This is a genomic window from Actinoplanes sichuanensis, assembly GCF_033097365.1.
Classification (GTDB): Bacteria; Actinomycetota; Actinomycetes; order Mycobacteriales; family Micromonosporaceae; genus Actinoplanes; species Actinoplanes sichuanensis.
This window is the reverse complement of record NZ_AP028461.1, coordinates 5,628,808-5,642,537: the sequence shown is the minus strand read 5'-3', so window position 1 is coordinate 5,642,537 and position 13,730 is coordinate 5,628,808. Positions and strand designations below refer to the sequence as shown.

The following is a 13,730-nucleotide window of genomic DNA, read 5'->3' as shown; positions in this document are numbered from 1 at the left end:
GGAGGCCAGCCGATGACGCTCCGTGACAAACCTCCGTTCCGGGCCGACCACGTGGGCAGCCTGCTCCGGCCACCGCAGCTGTTGCGGGCCCGTGAGCAGCGCGCTCTCGGTGAGATCAGCGCCGAGCAGTTGCGTTTCGTCGAGGACGACGCGATCCGCGAGGTGGTCCGGATGCAGCGCGACGTCGGCCTGCGTTCGGCCACCGACGGCGAGTTCCGGAGAACGTCCTGGCACATGGACTTCATCTACCGGCTGGGCGGGATCCGCCCGACCGACGAGAAGATCCAGGTCCACTTCCGCAACGCGACCGGCGAACTCGACTTCGAATCAGCCGCCCTGGCCGTCGACGCCCCGATCGAACTCACCGAGACGATCTTCGGCGACGACTTCGCCTTCCTGAACGCGGAGACCGCCGACGGGGTGACCGCGAAACTTACGATCCCGTCACCGAGCATGGTCCACTACCGGGGCGGTCGGGCCGCCATCGATCCGGCGGTCTACCCGGACGAGGAGGAGTTCTGGGCCGACCTGAGCGAAGCCTACGCCGAGCAGATCCGCCGGGTCGCCGCCCTCGGCTGCCGCTACCTGCAACTCGACGACACCAGCCTGGCCTACCTCAACGACCCGGCCCAGCGGCGGCTGCTGACCGACCGCGGCGACGACGCCGAACACCAGCACCTGCGCTACATCAGGCAGATCAACGCGGCGATCGCCGACCGCCCGGCCGGGCTGAACGTCACCACCCACATGTGCCGCGGCAACTTCCGGTCGTCGTGGGCGGCCGAGGGCGGCTACGACTTCGTGGCCGAGGCGCTCTTCAGCGAACTGGCCGTCGACGGGTTCTTCCTGGAGTACGACGACGACCGCTCCGGAGGTTTCGCCCCGCTGCGCTTCGTGCCGCCCGGCAAGATGGTGGTGCTCGGCCTGGTCACCACGAAACGGGGCACGCTGGAGTCCAAGGACGACCTGAAACGCCGCATCGACGAGGCCGCCCGCTACGTGCCGCTGGAGCAACTGTGCCTGTCCCCGCAGTGCGGCTTCTCCTCCACCGTCGAGGGCAACGTCCTCACCTACGACGAGCAGGTCGCCAAGCTAAGACTGATCGCCGAGACCGCCGACGAGGTGTGGGGCTAGCGCCTCGCCGACGGTGGCCAGTAGTTCTACGGCGGTGAAGGGTTTCTGGACTATGCGGGTCGCGGGTGGGATGTCGTAGCGGCGGCGCAGCTCGGTGTCGCTGTAGCCGGACATGAACAGCACCCGTAGGGCGGGGCATCGGGTTCGCAACTGGGCGGCGACGGTCGGGCCGGAGCGGCCGGGCAGCACCACGTCGGTGATCAGCAGGGCGACGTCGGTCAGATCGGCGGCGCCCACGGCGTCCTCGCTGATCGCCGTGGTGCGGTAGCCGTTCTCCTGGAGGATCCGGACCACCAGGTCGCGGACGTAATCCTCGTCCTCGATCACCAGCACCCGTCGCCCGTCGCCGCTCGGACAGGCCCGCAGCGGCTGCCCGTCGGCCCGGTCCGCCCGCCCGGCGGCGTGCGGCAGCAGAATCCGGAACGTGGTGCCCACCCCGGGTGTCGAGTCGACGCCGATGTGCCCTCCGGCGTCACCGACGATCCCGTAGACCGTGGACAGACCCAGTCCGGTGCCGCGATCGGCGGGTTTCGTGGTGAAGAACGGCTCGAAGAGCCGATCACGGACCTCCGCGGTCATCCCGGTTCCGGTGTCACTCACCGTCAGCCGGGCATAACGACCCTGCGGCAGCGGTACGCCCGACCCGCCCCGAAGCTCGACGAGGTCGGTCTCCACCACCACGACCCCGCCGTCCGGCATCGCGTCCCGGGCGTTGATCACCAGGTTGAGCAGGATCTGATCGAGCCGTCCCCGGTTGGCCCGGACCGGAACCGTCTCCCCGCACGGCCTGCACACCAGCCGGATGTCGGCGCCGATGGTCCGGGCCGGCAACTCCCCGGAGCCGGTCACCACCTCGTTGAGGTCGACCACCTCGACCTGGGTGGGTTCGCGTTTCGCGAAGAGCAGCAACTGCCCGGTCAGGGAGCGGGCCCGGTCGGCGGCGTCGCGGATCCTGGACAGGTCGGCCGCACCGTCCCCGGTGACCTCGTCGGCCAGGAAGTCCGCGTAGTTCAGGATGATCGCGAGCAGGTTGTTGAAGTCGTGGGCGACCCCGCCGGCGAGCTGCCCGAGGCTCTCCAGCCGGGCCGCCCGTACCGACCGCTCCATGGCCTGTCTCTCCTCGGCCTCGAACCGGCGCTTCTCGGTGATGTCGCGTTCGGTGGCGGCCGCCGCGACGACGACACCCTGCTCGTTGCGGATCGGCGAGACGGTCACCGACACCAGCAGGGTGCTGCCGTCCCGCCGGACCCGGCGACTCTCCTCCAGGTGGATGTGCCCGCCCGCGGCCAGCACGGCGAGCGCCTGGTCGAGAGCGGGACCGGCACCGGGTGGCAGTATTCCGCGGAACGGGGTGCCCAACACCTCCTCGGCGAGCCAGCCGTACATGGCCTCGGCGCCGCTGTTCCACACGGTGAGCGTGCCGTCCAGGGTGCACGCGATGATCGCGTCGGCGGACTGGTCGGCGACGGCGGCCAGCATCTCCCGCTCCTGGGTGTAGCCGGCGGCGGGTCCGCGCAGGTAGCGGCCGGTGAGCCAGCCGAGCAGCCCGGCTCCGGCCGCGGTCGCGGCGGCCAGGGCGCTGACTCTCGGAAGCATGACCACCTTCCCGTTTCGCCGAATAACGCGAACGGTAACCCGCTTAGGCCGACATTTCGTGGTTTCGTACGCCAACCGACCTGATGGCTGAGGCGACCGCCTCGATTCGGGAGGACGGGATGCCGGCCAGGTTGATCCGGCCGGACGGCAGCCCGTACACCCCATGGATCTGCCGTAGGCGAAGCATCGCCGCAGCGTCCAGGGGGAGGGTGAGGAACATGCCGCGCTGATTTCCGAGCCCGGCGAAGCCGGTGCCGGTGGCCAGACCGTCACGCAGGCGGCCGAGCCGACGGCGCATGCCCTCGAGCTCGTCGCGCCAGCTCACAGAGAGGATCGGATCGGTCAGGATCTCCTCGACGATCGCCGCGCCGTGCGCCGGTGGCTGCGAATAGGAGATCCGGGCGATCGTCTCCAGCATGGTCCGCGCCCGCTGTCGCCGCCCCGCGTCGGCACTCAGCACGAGCGCGCAGCCGGTGCGTTCGCTGTACAGGCCCCACGCCTTCGACGCGCTCACCGCGACGACCGCTTCCGGCACGACCCGCAGCAGTCGCCGCATACCGGCCAGGTCCTCGTCGAGGCCGTCGCCGAGACCGAAATAGGCCTGGTCGATGAAGGGCACCACACCGCGTCGGCTCAGGGCCGCGGCCAGCTCGTCCCACAGCGCGAGCGACATGCCCAGACCGGTCGGGTTGTGGCAGCAGCCCTGCAGTAGCAGCACGTCACCGGGCTGCGCGGCGTCGACCGCGGCCAGCATCGCGGCACCGTCGGCGGTCACCGGATACCGCGTGGTGCGCAGGCGGGCGGCGGCCAGGATGGCCGGATGGTTCACGTAGGCGGGTGTGCCCAGCAGTACCGTGCGGTCCGGGCCGGTCGCCGCCAGCAGCTCGGCGAGCAGCCGCAACGCGCCGGTGCCGGCGACCGTCTGGAGACCGTCGGCCCGGGCCTCCAATGCCGGGTCGGCCAGGAGCAGCCTGGTCATCTCGTGCCGGAAGCGAATGTTGCCGGACGGGCCCACGTACTCCTTGGACCGGGCACGATCGGCCAGCCGCAGTTCGGCGGCATGGACCGCGGCCGGCACCGGGGCGGCACCCGAGTCGTCCCGGTAGACACCGACGAGCAGGTCCAACCGGTCCGGGCGGGGGTCAGCGGCGCAGTCCGCCGTCAACTGCCAGAGCGGGTCGGGGGCGGTCGTCGACAGCATGCGGTTCTCGTTTCAGCAGGTTGAAGAGGATGACACCGGCGACCACGACGGCCAGCGCCGGAAGACCGGTCAGCGGTTCGCCCAGCAGCGGGACGGCGGCGAGCGCGGTCACCACCGGGCTCAGCGCGCCCAGCGTCGCGGCGGTGCGACTACCGAGGCGCCTGATCGCGATCGGGTAGCAGATCCCGGCCAGCACGCCGACACCCGCGCCCTGCACGATCAGGTAGAGCGTCAGGTCGGCCGGGTTCGCGTGGACCAGGTTCGAATCGACGGTTCCGGTCGTGATGAGCAGGGCGGTCAGCAGGGACGACGGCAGGCAGAGCACGATGGCCGTACCCCTGGGGTCGAGAACGCCGGCCCCCAGCGACAGGGTGTAGACCGCCCAGATGGAGCCCGCCAGGAGAAGGACCGCGGTGCCGGCGTCGGGCGGCCCGCCGCCCGCGACGGCGACACCCGCGACGATCCCGCCGAGTGCGGCCAGCTGCGGCAGACTGATCTTCTGTCGGTACGTGAGAAGCGTGACGAAGATCGGGACGGTCCCCGGGATGATCAGGCCGACCAGGGCCGCGCTGGTCATTCGCCCACCGGCCGCGGCCACCAGGAAGTAGGGCAGCCCCGCGCCGACGAACAGCCCGATGAGGACGATCGGCCGTTCCCGCCGCACTGCCCTCACGGTCTGCGGAATCCACGGTGCGAGGATCAGCAGCGGAACCGTGAACCGGATCAGCGCCGCGTCCATCGTGGTCAGGCTGGACGCCCCGATTCCGCGCACACTCAGCGCGAATCCCGCCCACACCACGACGGTCATCGCCATCGCGATCAGCCCTCTACCCATGGGTTGAAACGCTAGGCTTTCGGTCGGGGCAGACGATTGCCAATTCGTGCTCGCAGCGGCCCGGCTTTGGCAGAATCTGCCACGTGAAAGCCTTGGACGAGATCGACCGCCGGATTCTGCTCGAATTGCAGCGCGACGGCCGGATCAGCAACCAGGACCTCGCCGACCGGGTCGGCCTGTCCCCGTCACCGTGCCTGCGCCGGGTCCGCCTGCTGGAGGAGGCCGGGGTGATCGCCGGCTACCGGGCGGTCGTCGACCAGGCGGCGGTCGGCCTGCCGATCACCGCGTTCGTCCGGATCACCCTGGAGACCCACGGCCGCGACGCGGTCGAACGTGTCGAATCGGAGATCCGCCAGGTCCCCGAGATCGTCGAGGCCTACCTGCTGGCCGGCGACCAGGACTACCTGCTCAAGGTGACGATCGACTCGTTCGCCTCGTACGAGACCTTCGTCCGCACCCGCCTGCGCACCATCCCGGCCCTGGCCTCGATCCAGACGACCTTCGCCTTCGGGGTGACGAAACCCTCCGCCCCACTGCCCCTACCCACCCGGTAGCCGGCCCATCGTCCGAGCGACAGCCGTTACTTGCCGGCCTTCAACAGGATCTTGCCGTCCGAGCGCGTGCACCCGCCCCACCGGTCGTTGGCGGTGCTGACCTTCAGCACGTAGGCACTCTTCGGGTCCAGACCCGTGTATTTCAAGCTGCGACCGTTCGCGGTGTAGGTGGCGGTCGGAGTCGAGGTGACGACTCTGTTGTCGGCCATCCGGATCAGCGTCGGGGTCATCGCGACCGACACCGGCATGATGTGGTCCGGCCAGCGAATCCCGATCTTGGGGCTGCCGGACATACCCCGCCACTGCGGCCAGTCGTAGGAGAAGGTCGCGGTGGCGGGGTCGGTGCCGCGGACCGCCTTCGCCTTGACGACCATGGAGGGCATCAGCGACCCGATCCAGGAGCTCTGCGGCTTGCCGGCGCCGTTCGCGTTCTCCGGCGTCACCGTGATGCGGTAGGAAGCACACTTGTCCGGGGTGGCGATGGTGAGGCCCATCATCTGCCCGGCGGCCACGTCCGCGGGCACGACGGACTCTGTCGTCTTGGTGCCCTCCACGACCGAGACCCGGTAACGGGTCGCGTCCGCCTGCGAACGCCACTGCACGTACGTCTTCTCGCCCAGCAGGGCGGCATTGTTCGGGGCCTGGGTTCCCCGAACGGCCGCGATTCCCTTCAGTGCGCCCGGAGCTGACGCCGTTGCGGCGTAAGCGGACTGCGGGGCGACCAGGGTGGTGCCGGCCAGGGCCACACCGAGCGCGGCGACGAGGCGCGACATCTTCATGAGGACTTCCCTTCGAGTCTTCGTGCTGACTCAGGGAACCATCGGCCGCGACCTCAAGCTGCGCTCAAGCGTGCCTCCAGGTTGCCTACAGATGCATCACGCACCGTGCCGTCGAGCGACCGCGCCGTCAGGGAACGCACCCTCGCGCGATTTGGTGGCGCTGACCGCCTCATGGAATACGCCTCAGTCGGTGGGGGAGGAGGAGCCTCCGCCGAGGCCGCCGCCTCGTAGGGAGCCCTTCTGCAGGCGCTTGTTGTCGCGGGTGATCTGGCCGGAGGCCTGGCGGGCGCGACGCAGCAGTTCGTCGCGGTCCGCGGGGTGACGGTTCGCCCGGGTGCGCCGGACCAGGAGGGTGGTGACGAGCAGGATGACCAGGAGTGCCGCGCCGATCCCGCCGATGAGGTAGCCGGTCATTCTTCGGACGGTAACCGGGCCGGTCAATGAAACGGCCCGGGCCGGCGGGGAGGCCGGCCCGGGAACGGGACGTCAGTGCGCGACCGGGCAGCCGCCGGTGAGCGAGCCGAGGAACGCGTTCGGGTCGTAGTAGTGCTCGACCTCGAGGAGTTTCAGGTCGTCGTCGACCTTGGCGACGCTCATGCCGAACATCTCGATGGTCTTACCGTTCGGCTGGAAGCCGTGGTACTCGCCTTCGAAGGCGCCCCAGTGCCGCCACTTGAAGGCGACCACCGGCGGCGGGCTGAGAACCTGGAGGACCTCCCAGTAGAAGCCGCCCGGGAACGCCCCGTGGAAGATGTCGTGCTGGCTGTCGAACGACTCCTTGCCGACCCGGTAGAACGGGCTGTCACCGATGAGCACGTTGTAGCTGCCCTGGTCGGCGATGTCCTGCGCGGAGGCCCAGCCGCCACCGTTGATGTTGGTGCGGAACTTCTCGGAGACCATCGAGACCCAGGTCGCCGGGTCGTGCTTGTGCGAGACCTCCATCTCGAAGACCTGCACGATCGACTCGACGATCGCCTCCAGGGAACCGGGCGCGTGGTCGGTGGTGCGCTGCCCGGGCATGACCGTGTGTGACAGGTGGTAGTCGGGCGTGCCGTGCCGGAATTCCGACGGGTCAGCGGCTTCGATGACGGCCGACCGGCCCTGCAGCCACAACGGAGTCTCAGACAAGACGAAATGTCCTTCCGGAATGAGGGAAGGGGGTATCAGTTTGTTGCGCTTCGGTTACCCCCCGTAGTGCCAAAGGCGGTGATCACCATATCCACGTTGGACTGGACAGGGAAGGCCGTAAATGTTAACAACTGAATTCGCTCCAGATAGCCTATAAAGCCGACGGGTTATGTGGTTTGCTTGGGGCGGGAGCGAACCGCAGGAGGAACCAATGCACTGTTGCTGTACCGAGCGGCCGGCGATCGAGGTGGCAGCGCGATGACCAGTGTCGTTGCCCGCAATACGGTCACGGCCGCAGCAACCGGACGGCATCGGAATACCGTCGCGATCATCGGCGGTGGGTTCAGTGGGGCTCTCGCCGCGGCGGCGATCACGCGAAATCCCGCATGGCGGACAGTTCTGATTTCACCTGAGGAGCGTCCCGGCCGGGGTGTCGCCTACGGCGCCGCCGAACCCTGGCACCTCCTCAACTCCCGCGTCGCCACGATGTCCGCCGATCCGGCCGACCCCAAGCACCTGCTGCGCTGGTGCCGGACCCGCGGCCTTCCGGCCGACGCGGCGACCTTCCTCCCGCGTGCCTGGTACGGCGACTACCTCTCCGACCATCTCGCTGCCGCGGCGTCCGCGGCCGGCTCCCGGCTCGTCCATCACCGATCAACCGCAGTGGAGGTACGGCCAGAGCACTCCGGTTACACCATCACCGACGCCAACGGTTGCCGGATCCACGCCGACCAGGTGATCCTCGCTCTCGGCAACCCGCCGCCCAGCCCGCCGTCCGCGGTCTCGGCAACCGCCCGCCGAAGCCCCGCCTTCGTAGCCGACCCATGGATCCCCGGCGCCCTGACCCGGGCCCTGGCCGCCGCTTCGGCCGGGGCCGCCGCCGTCCCGAGCGGCACCGGCGCTGTCTCGGCCGGGATCGTCGCCGATGCCGTCTCCGAGGCGACGTCCGACGCCACGCCGGGTACGGGCCGTCCGGCGTCGGTGCTGCTGCTCGGCACCGGGCTGACCGCGATCGACGTGGCGCTGACGATCAACGAGCAGGTGCGCGGCGTACAGCTGGAGGCTCTTTCTCGCCGCGGACTGCTGCCGCGGACCCACCCGCAGCGACCCGCGCCCGCCGTCGATCTCGCGCTGCCGGAGGCAGCCGAGCTCGGCCCACTGTTGCGCCGCGTCCGGGCCGCCGTCGCCGAAGGCGCCGATTGGACCGCGGTCGTCGAGTACGTCAGGCACCACGCCGACCGGTTGTGGAACGGCCTGAATCCGGACGCTCAGGAGCGGTTCCTGCGGCACGTCCAGCGGTACTGGGAGGTGCACCGGCACCGGATGGCCCCGCCGATCGCCGCCCGGATCACCCGCCTCCGCGAACAGGGCACCCTGCGGATCCGCTCCGGTCGCCTGCTCTCGATCGAACCGGACCCGCGCGGCGGCCTCCTGGTTCACATCGAGGGCGAGGCACCGCGCCGCTACGCCGCCGTGATCTCCTGCACCGGCCCGGCCCCGCTGCCGTCCTCGGCCGGACCGCTGCTCTCCGACCTGCTCGCCGCGGGCCTGGTCGAAACCGGTCCGCACGGCCTGGGCCTGGAGTCCGACCCGGACGGCCGGATCCGCACCGGCCTGTGGTTGGTCGGTCCGCTTCGGCGCGGCCGCTCCTGGGAGTCCACCGCCGTTCCGGAGATCAGATCCCAGATCGAACGCCTGGTGGCGGCCCTCCCGCAGCCTGCCCCGGCTCGATAGCCACCTCGCAGGTGCGATGATAGAGATGCGGTGAGGGCCGAATCTGCCAGTGATCAAGGCCGCCTATGGTTGCAAGTGCGAAACCGATAGAGTGCCGTCCGTGACGGAGTTTCGGATCGGTGAGGCGGCAGAGCTGCTCGGGGTCAGCGCGGATACCGTGCGCCGGTGGATCGACGCCGGTCGGCTGCCCGCGGGACGTGACGAGGCCGGTCATCGGGTGATCGACGGGGTGGAGCTGGCCGGGTTCGTCCGGGCCAAGGGCAACGATCCGGACGATCGGGCCGACGAGTCGTCGGCCCGCAACCGGCTCCGGGGGATCGTCACCGCGGTCGTCAAGGACACCGTCATGGCTCAGGTGGACATTCAGGCCGGGCCGTTCCGGCTGGTGTCGCTGATGAGCCGGGAAGCCGTCGACGAGCTGGACCTGCAGGTCGGCTCGGTCGCCGTGGCAGTGATCAAATCGACCACTGTCGTGGTGGAGCGTTCGCACCCGACGGTGGCCCACAAGGGGAGGCCCAGTTGAGGATCGTGGCCATCGGCCTGGCGGCCCTGATCGCGCTCGCCGGATGCGGCGACAGCGGCACCGACGAGCCGGGCACGACGAGCTCCGGCAGCGCGGTGACCGGCTCGGTGAACGTCTTCGCGGCGGCGTCGCTGACCGAGTCGTTCACCACCATCGGCAAACAGTTCGAGACCGCCCACCCGGGCACCACCGTGGTGTTCAACTTCGCCGGCAGTTCGGCCCTGGCCACCCAGATCAACGAGGGCGCCCCGGCGGACGTGTTCGCCTCGGCCTCCCCGAAGAACCTGAAGGTCGTCGTCGACGCCGGCAACAGCGAGGGCACGCCCACCACATTCGTGAAGAACCAGCTGGTCATCGCGGTCGCCAAGGGCAACCCGAAAGGGATCGCCGGGCCGGCCGACCTCACCAGGCCGGACCTCAAGGTCGCGCTCTGCGCCGAGGCCGTGCCGTGCGGTGCGGCCGCGAAGACGGCGATCGAGGCGGCCGGCGTCAAGGTCACCCCGGTGACGTTGGAGCAGGACGTGAAAGCGGCGCTGTCCAAGGTGAAACTGGGCGAGGTGGACGCGGCACTGGTCTACCGGACCGATGCCAGGGCGGCCGCGGCCGACGTCGACGCGGTCGAGTTCCCCGAGTCGGCCAAGGCGATCAACGACTACCCGATCGTGGCTCTGAAGGACGCGAAGAACGCGGCCGGGGCGCAGGCGTTCATCCGGTACGTGCTGTCCGCCGAAGCCGGCCGGGTCCTCACCGAGGCCGGGTTCCAGGCACCCTGATCACCATGAAGACGGCACGTGTACCCGTACCCCTGCTGGTGCCTGCGGTTTTGGGTCTGTTGTTCCTGATCCTGCCGTTGGTGGGGTTGCTGGCGCGCACGCCGTGGTCGACCCTGCCGGCTCGGCTGGCCGAGCCGCAGGTGGTCGAGGCGCTGAAGTTGTCGCTGCTCACCTCGACGATGGCGACGGTGCTGTGTCTGGTGTTGGGGGTGCCGTTGGCGTGGATGCTGGCCCGGGTGACGTTTCCGGGGCGGCGTCTGGTCCGGGCGCTGATCACCGTGCCGCTGGTGCTGCCGCCCGTGGTCGGGGGCATCGCGCTGCTGCTGGCGCTGGGCCGGCGCGGCCTGGTCGGGCAGTGGCTGGACTCGACGTTCGGGATCACGCTGCCGTTCACCACGACCGGGGTGGTGATCGCCGAGTCGTTCGTGGCGCTGCCGTTCCTGGTGATCGCGGTCGAGGGGGCGCTGCGCGGCGCCGACAGCAGATACGAGGAGGCCGCCGCCACCCTCGGGTCGACCCGCTGGACGACCTTCACCCATGTGACGTTGCCGCTGGTGGCGCCCGGGATCGCGGCCGGTGCGGTGCTGTGCTGGGCGCGGGCGTTGGGGGAGTTCGGGGCGACGATCACGTTCGCGGGAAACTATCCGGGCATCACCCAGACGATGCCGCTCGCGGTCTACCAGACGATGGAGAGCGGTGACCTGGAGGGAGCGGTCGTGCTCAGCCTGATCCTGCTGATCGTCTCGGTCGCCATCCTGGCCGGGCTGCGCGACCGCTGGCTGACCGCGCCGTGAGTGCCCTGCTGGACGCCCACCTGGTGGTCCGCCGGGGCACGTTCCTCCTGGACATCGAGCTGCGGATCGCTCCCGGCGAGACGGTGGCGTTGCTCGGGCCGAACGGCGCCGGGAAGACCACCGCGCTGCGTGCCCTCGCCGGGCTCGCGCCGCTCGACGACGGCCACCTCACCCTCGACGGCCGCGACATCCGCGACGACCCGCCGGAACGACGGCCGATCGGCGTCGTCTTCCAGGACTACCTGCTGTTTCCGCACCTCACCGCCCGCGACAACGTGGCCTTCGGCCCACGACGGCAGGGTCAGGATCGCAAGCAGGCGTACGCCGTGGCCGACCGCTGGCTCGACCGCGTCGGACTCGCCGAGCACGGCCGCCGCAAGCCCCGGCACCTGTCCGGCGGGCAGGCGCAGCGGGTCGCGCTGGCCCGGGCGTTGGCCGTCGACCCGGTCCTGCTGCTGCTCGACGAGCCGCTCGCCGCCCTGGACGCCCGGACCCGTCTGGAGACCCGCGGTGAGCTGCGGCGGCACCTGTCCGCCCATCCCGGCGCGACTCTGCTGGTCACCCACGATCCACTCGACGCCCTGGTGCTCGCCGACCGGCTCGTCATCGTCGAACAGGGCCGGGTCGTGCAGGAGGGTGACGCGGCGACGATCACCGCCCGGCCGCGGACCGACTACGTGGCGCGGCTCGTCGGCCTCAACCTCTACCGGGGCCGCGGCGACGGCCACACCGTCACGATCACCGACGACTTCGCGCTGACCAGTACCGACCGGGTCGACGGGGATGCCTTTGTGGCCTTCCCGCCGGCGGCCGTGGCGTTGCACCCGAGCCGCCCGGACGGCAGCCCGCGCAACACCTGGCCGGCGGTCCTGGCCGACGTGCAGCGGCACGGGGACAACCTGCGGGTCCGGCTGGACGGTCCGATCAGCGTGTCCGCCGACATCACCCCGGCCGCGGCCGCCCACCTGCATCTCGAACCGGGCCGTGAGCTGTGGGTGGCGGTCAAGGCCGCCGAGACCCGCGCCTACCCCGGAGACGGCTGAGGCCGGCGCCGGTCGCGGCGCCGGCCTTTCACCGGGTCAGACCCGGCACTGCCAGGTGGACGCGTCGTAGAAGTTCACGAACCGGTCCAGCTTGGCGTAACCGTGGGTGAGGGTGTTGCACGCCGCGGCGATGTCGATGTCGTAGTAGGTCGGGCCGGCCCGGCTGTACTGGACGCAGTGCCAGTCGTAGACGGTGGTGCCCAGCAGGGCGGCGTCGCTGTAGCCCTTGCCGGTGCAGTAGTCGGCGAAGACCGGGGTGACCACGTCCCGCTGCACCAGCCAGCAGCGCACCGAGGTCGGGTCGTAGAAGTCGCCGATCCGGTCGACCGCGTAGTCGGAGGAGTACGTCCACCGGCACGCCGCGTCGAAGGCGAGGGAACCCTGCTGCCCGCTGCCGCTGACACAGTGCCAGTCGTACGCCGTCGACCCGGTCAGGGTGGCGTCCGAGTACCCGATCGACCGGCAGTAGGCGCCGAGGTCGAGCCCACCGAGGTCGGTGGGCGGAGGCGGGGACGCCGAGGCCGGTCCGGCGACCGCCAGAACGCCGGCCAGCCCGACGAGCAGGGCGAGCAAGAACTTGCTGACAGAGCGCATAGCTCTCCCGAAATGACGATGGTCCGGCTGAACAGCGTGAATCAGCCGGAGCCTCCTCAGTGGAGGGGGCGGTGTCAGCTTAGTGAAGGTCGATGGGTTTGCAAGTTCTTGCACCCATTGCGTCTTTGTTTCGTAAGCTGTGGTTCGCGGCCGTGTCATCGACGCCGCGGCGAGGGGCGGGCGGTCACACGCCTCGGAAGATCGGGGGGCGACGGGCCAGGCTTGCGGCGATGCCCTCGGCGCTGTCCTCGGTGGCCCAATGGATCTTCTGCTCGGCCAGTTCGTGGGCCAGGGCCTCGCGGACCCGGGCGGCCAGGCCCGCCCGTAGCGTCGCCCGGATCGAGCGGACCGCCAGTGGGGCCGCCGCCGCGATCTCGGTGGCCAGGGCGAACGCCGTCTCCCGTAACGTGCCGGGAGCGGCCAGGCGGTCGGCCAGGCCGATCCGCAGGGCCTCCTCGCCGGTGATCCGGCGGCCGGTCAGCAGCATGTCGGCCGCGGCCTGCCGGCCGACGATCTCCGGCAGGGTCACACTGGTGCCGAAACCCTGATGGAAGCCGAGGCGGGCGAAGTTCGCCACGAAGCGGGTGGACGGCTCGGCGACCCGGAAGTCGGTGGCGCAGGCCAGCCCCAGCCCACCACCGACGGCGGTGCCCTGCACGGCGGCGACCATCGGGGTACGCACGTCGAACAGCTCCGCCGCCCGCCGGTAGAGGCGCTCCGCCGCCGCCACGTGATCGTCGGCGAAGTCGCCGCCGCCGAAGTCCGCGCCGGCGCAGAAATGCCGGCCCTCGGACGCCAGCACGATCACCCGGCAGGCCGGGTCGTCATCGAGGCCCGTCGCCGCGTCGACGACCTGGCCGATCAGCGTCTCGTCGAAGTGGTTGGCCGGCGGACGCCGCATCTCGAGCAGCGCCACACCATCGGAGACCGAGACGGAGAGATCCACGTTCCCATCGTCGCACGTGCATGATCAGCAGGGCGGACCGTACCGCAAAGTGTGATTCTCGATTTACATTGTGGGCACTTCTCCACCGAAGCAGGA

The 13,730-nt window shown here is 70.2% G+C and carries 15 protein-coding genes; 7 read left to right on the top strand and 8 right to left on the bottom strand.

Features of this window, described 5'->3' with window-relative positions; translation table 11 throughout:
* The first annotated feature begins 12 nt into the window (after positions 1 to 12).
* Complete coding sequence (locus tag Q0Z83_RS26010) at positions 13 to 1,134, top strand: 5-methyltetrahydropteroyltriglutamate--homocysteine S-methyltransferase (protein WP_317796620.1); 1,122 nt, start codon at positions 13 to 15, stop codon at positions 1,132 to 1,134.
* Here Q0Z83_RS26010 and Q0Z83_RS26005 read toward each other — a convergent pair.
* The 3 genes from Q0Z83_RS26005 to Q0Z83_RS25995 are packed head-to-tail and all read right to left on the bottom strand — an operon-like array spanning position 1,093 to position 4,766.
* Positions 1,093 to 2,730: a hybrid sensor histidine kinase/response regulator gene (locus tag Q0Z83_RS26005; RefSeq protein WP_317796619.1), complete on the bottom strand. Its 1,638-nt coding sequence runs from the start codon at positions 2,728 to 2,730 to the stop codon at positions 1,093 to 1,095. The two genes, Q0Z83_RS26010 and Q0Z83_RS26005, sit on opposite strands and share 42 nt — an antisense overlap.
* Before the next feature lie 43 nt (positions 2,731 to 2,773).
* Entirely contained in the window at positions 2,774 to 3,931 is a 1,158-nt protein-coding gene (locus Q0Z83_RS26000) for an aminotransferase class I/II-fold pyridoxal phosphate-dependent enzyme (RefSeq protein ID WP_317796618.1), read from the bottom strand.
* Entirely contained in the window at positions 3,873 to 4,766 is an 894-nt protein-coding gene (locus tag Q0Z83_RS25995; RefSeq protein WP_317796617.1) for a DMT family transporter, read from the bottom strand. The genes Q0Z83_RS26000 and Q0Z83_RS25995 overlap by 59 nt, the downstream gene beginning before the upstream one ends.
* 83 nt (positions 4,767 to 4,849) lie before the next feature.
* Here Q0Z83_RS25995 and Q0Z83_RS25990 point away from each other — a divergent pair, with 83 nt between their 5' ends.
* The gene (locus Q0Z83_RS25990; protein WP_317796616.1) at positions 4,850 to 5,320 is read left to right on the top strand and encodes an Lrp/AsnC family transcriptional regulator; all 471 of its coding nucleotides are present in this window, start codon (positions 4,850 to 4,852) and stop codon (positions 5,318 to 5,320) included.
* Between the two features lie 26 nt (positions 5,321 to 5,346).
* Here Q0Z83_RS25990 and Q0Z83_RS25985 read toward each other — a convergent pair whose 3' ends face one another.
* From Q0Z83_RS25985 to Q0Z83_RS25975, 3 genes are all read right to left on the bottom strand, one after another.
* A complete protein-coding gene (locus Q0Z83_RS25985; RefSeq protein ID WP_317796615.1) occupies positions 5,347 to 6,099 on the bottom strand; it encodes a hypothetical protein in 753 nt (250 codons plus the stop codon).
* 183 nt (positions 6,100 to 6,282) lie between these two features.
* Positions 6,283 to 6,513 carry a hypothetical protein gene (locus Q0Z83_RS25980; RefSeq protein WP_317796614.1) on the bottom strand — a complete coding sequence of 77 codons (231 nt, stop codon included), beginning with the start codon at positions 6,511 to 6,513 and terminating at the stop codon, positions 6,283 to 6,285.
* A 72-nt stretch (positions 6,514 to 6,585) separates the two neighbouring features.
* A complete protein-coding gene (locus tag Q0Z83_RS25975) occupies positions 6,586 to 7,227 on the bottom strand; it encodes a nuclear transport factor 2 family protein (RefSeq protein ID WP_317796613.1) in 642 nt (213 codons plus the stop codon).
* 258 nt (positions 7,228 to 7,485) lie between these two features.
* Here Q0Z83_RS25975 and Q0Z83_RS25970 point away from each other — a divergent pair, with 258 nt between their 5' ends.
* From Q0Z83_RS25970 to Q0Z83_RS25950, 5 genes are all read left to right on the top strand, one after another.
* Positions 7,486 to 8,961, top strand: coding sequence for an FAD/NAD(P)-binding protein (locus Q0Z83_RS25970; RefSeq protein WP_317796612.1), 1,476 nt, complete (start codon positions 7,486 to 7,488; stop codon positions 8,959 to 8,961).
* A gap of 100 nt (positions 8,962 to 9,061) precedes the next feature.
* Positions 9,062 to 9,484, top strand: a complete 423-nt coding sequence (locus tag Q0Z83_RS25965) for a TOBE domain-containing protein (protein ID WP_317796611.1) — start codon at positions 9,062 to 9,064, stop codon at positions 9,482 to 9,484.
* A complete protein-coding gene (gene modA / locus Q0Z83_RS25960) occupies positions 9,481 to 10,257 on the top strand; it encodes a molybdate ABC transporter substrate-binding protein (RefSeq protein ID WP_317796610.1) in 777 nt (258 codons plus the stop codon). The genes Q0Z83_RS25965 and modA overlap by 4 nt, the downstream gene beginning before the upstream one ends.
* Positions 10,258 to 10,262: 5 nt before the next feature.
* The gene (locus Q0Z83_RS25955) at positions 10,263 to 11,051 is read left to right on the top strand and encodes an ABC transporter permease (protein ID WP_317796609.1); all 789 of its coding nucleotides are present in this window, start codon (positions 10,263 to 10,265) and stop codon (positions 11,049 to 11,051) included.
* The gene (locus tag Q0Z83_RS25950; RefSeq protein WP_317796608.1) at positions 11,048 to 12,094 is read left to right on the top strand and encodes an ABC transporter ATP-binding protein; all 1,047 of its coding nucleotides are present in this window, start codon (positions 11,048 to 11,050) and stop codon (positions 12,092 to 12,094) included. Before Q0Z83_RS25955 ends, Q0Z83_RS25950 begins: the two co-directional genes overlap by 4 nt.
* Before the next feature lie 36 nt (positions 12,095 to 12,130).
* Here Q0Z83_RS25950 and Q0Z83_RS25945 read toward each other — a convergent pair whose 3' ends face one another.
* A complete protein-coding gene (locus Q0Z83_RS25945; protein ID WP_317796607.1) occupies positions 12,131 to 12,688 on the bottom strand; it encodes a hypothetical protein in 558 nt (185 codons plus the stop codon).
* A gap of 184 nt (positions 12,689 to 12,872) precedes the next feature.
* A complete protein-coding gene (locus Q0Z83_RS25940; protein WP_317796606.1) occupies positions 12,873 to 13,634 on the bottom strand; it encodes an enoyl-CoA hydratase/isomerase family protein in 762 nt (253 codons plus the stop codon).
* Positions 13,635 to 13,730: the final 96 nt, after the last annotated feature.

Excerpts from the sequence above, each read along its gene's own strand:
- Q0Z83_RS26010 (WP_317796620.1), top strand. The coding sequence starts at position 13 with ATGACGCTCCGTGACAAACCTCCGTTCCGGGCCGACCACGTGGGCAGC.
- Q0Z83_RS26005 (WP_317796619.1), bottom strand. The coding sequence starts at position 2,730 with ATGCTTCCGAGAGTCAGCGCCCTGGCCGCCGCGACCGCGGCCGGAGCC.
- Q0Z83_RS26000 (WP_317796618.1), bottom strand. The coding sequence starts at position 3,931 with ATGCTGTCGACGACCGCCCCCGACCCGCTCTGGCAGTTGACGGCGGAC.
- Q0Z83_RS25995 (WP_317796617.1), bottom strand. The coding sequence starts at position 4,766 with ATGGGTAGAGGGCTGATCGCGATGGCGATGACCGTCGTGGTGTGGGCG.
- Q0Z83_RS25985 (WP_317796615.1), bottom strand. The coding sequence starts at position 6,099 with ATGAAGATGTCGCGCCTCGTCGCCGCGCTCGGTGTGGCCCTGGCCGGC.
- Q0Z83_RS25980 (WP_317796614.1), bottom strand. The coding sequence starts at position 6,513 with ATGACCGGCTACCTCATCGGCGGGATCGGCGCGGCACTCCTGGTCATC.
- Q0Z83_RS25970 (WP_317796612.1), top strand. The coding sequence starts at position 7,486 with ATGACCAGTGTCGTTGCCCGCAATACGGTCACGGCCGCAGCAACCGGA.
- Q0Z83_RS25955 (WP_317796609.1), top strand. The coding sequence starts at position 10,263 with ATGAAGACGGCACGTGTACCCGTACCCCTGCTGGTGCCTGCGGTTTTG.
- Q0Z83_RS25945 (WP_317796607.1), bottom strand. The coding sequence starts at position 12,688 with ATGCGCTCTGTCAGCAAGTTCTTGCTCGCCCTGCTCGTCGGGCTGGCC.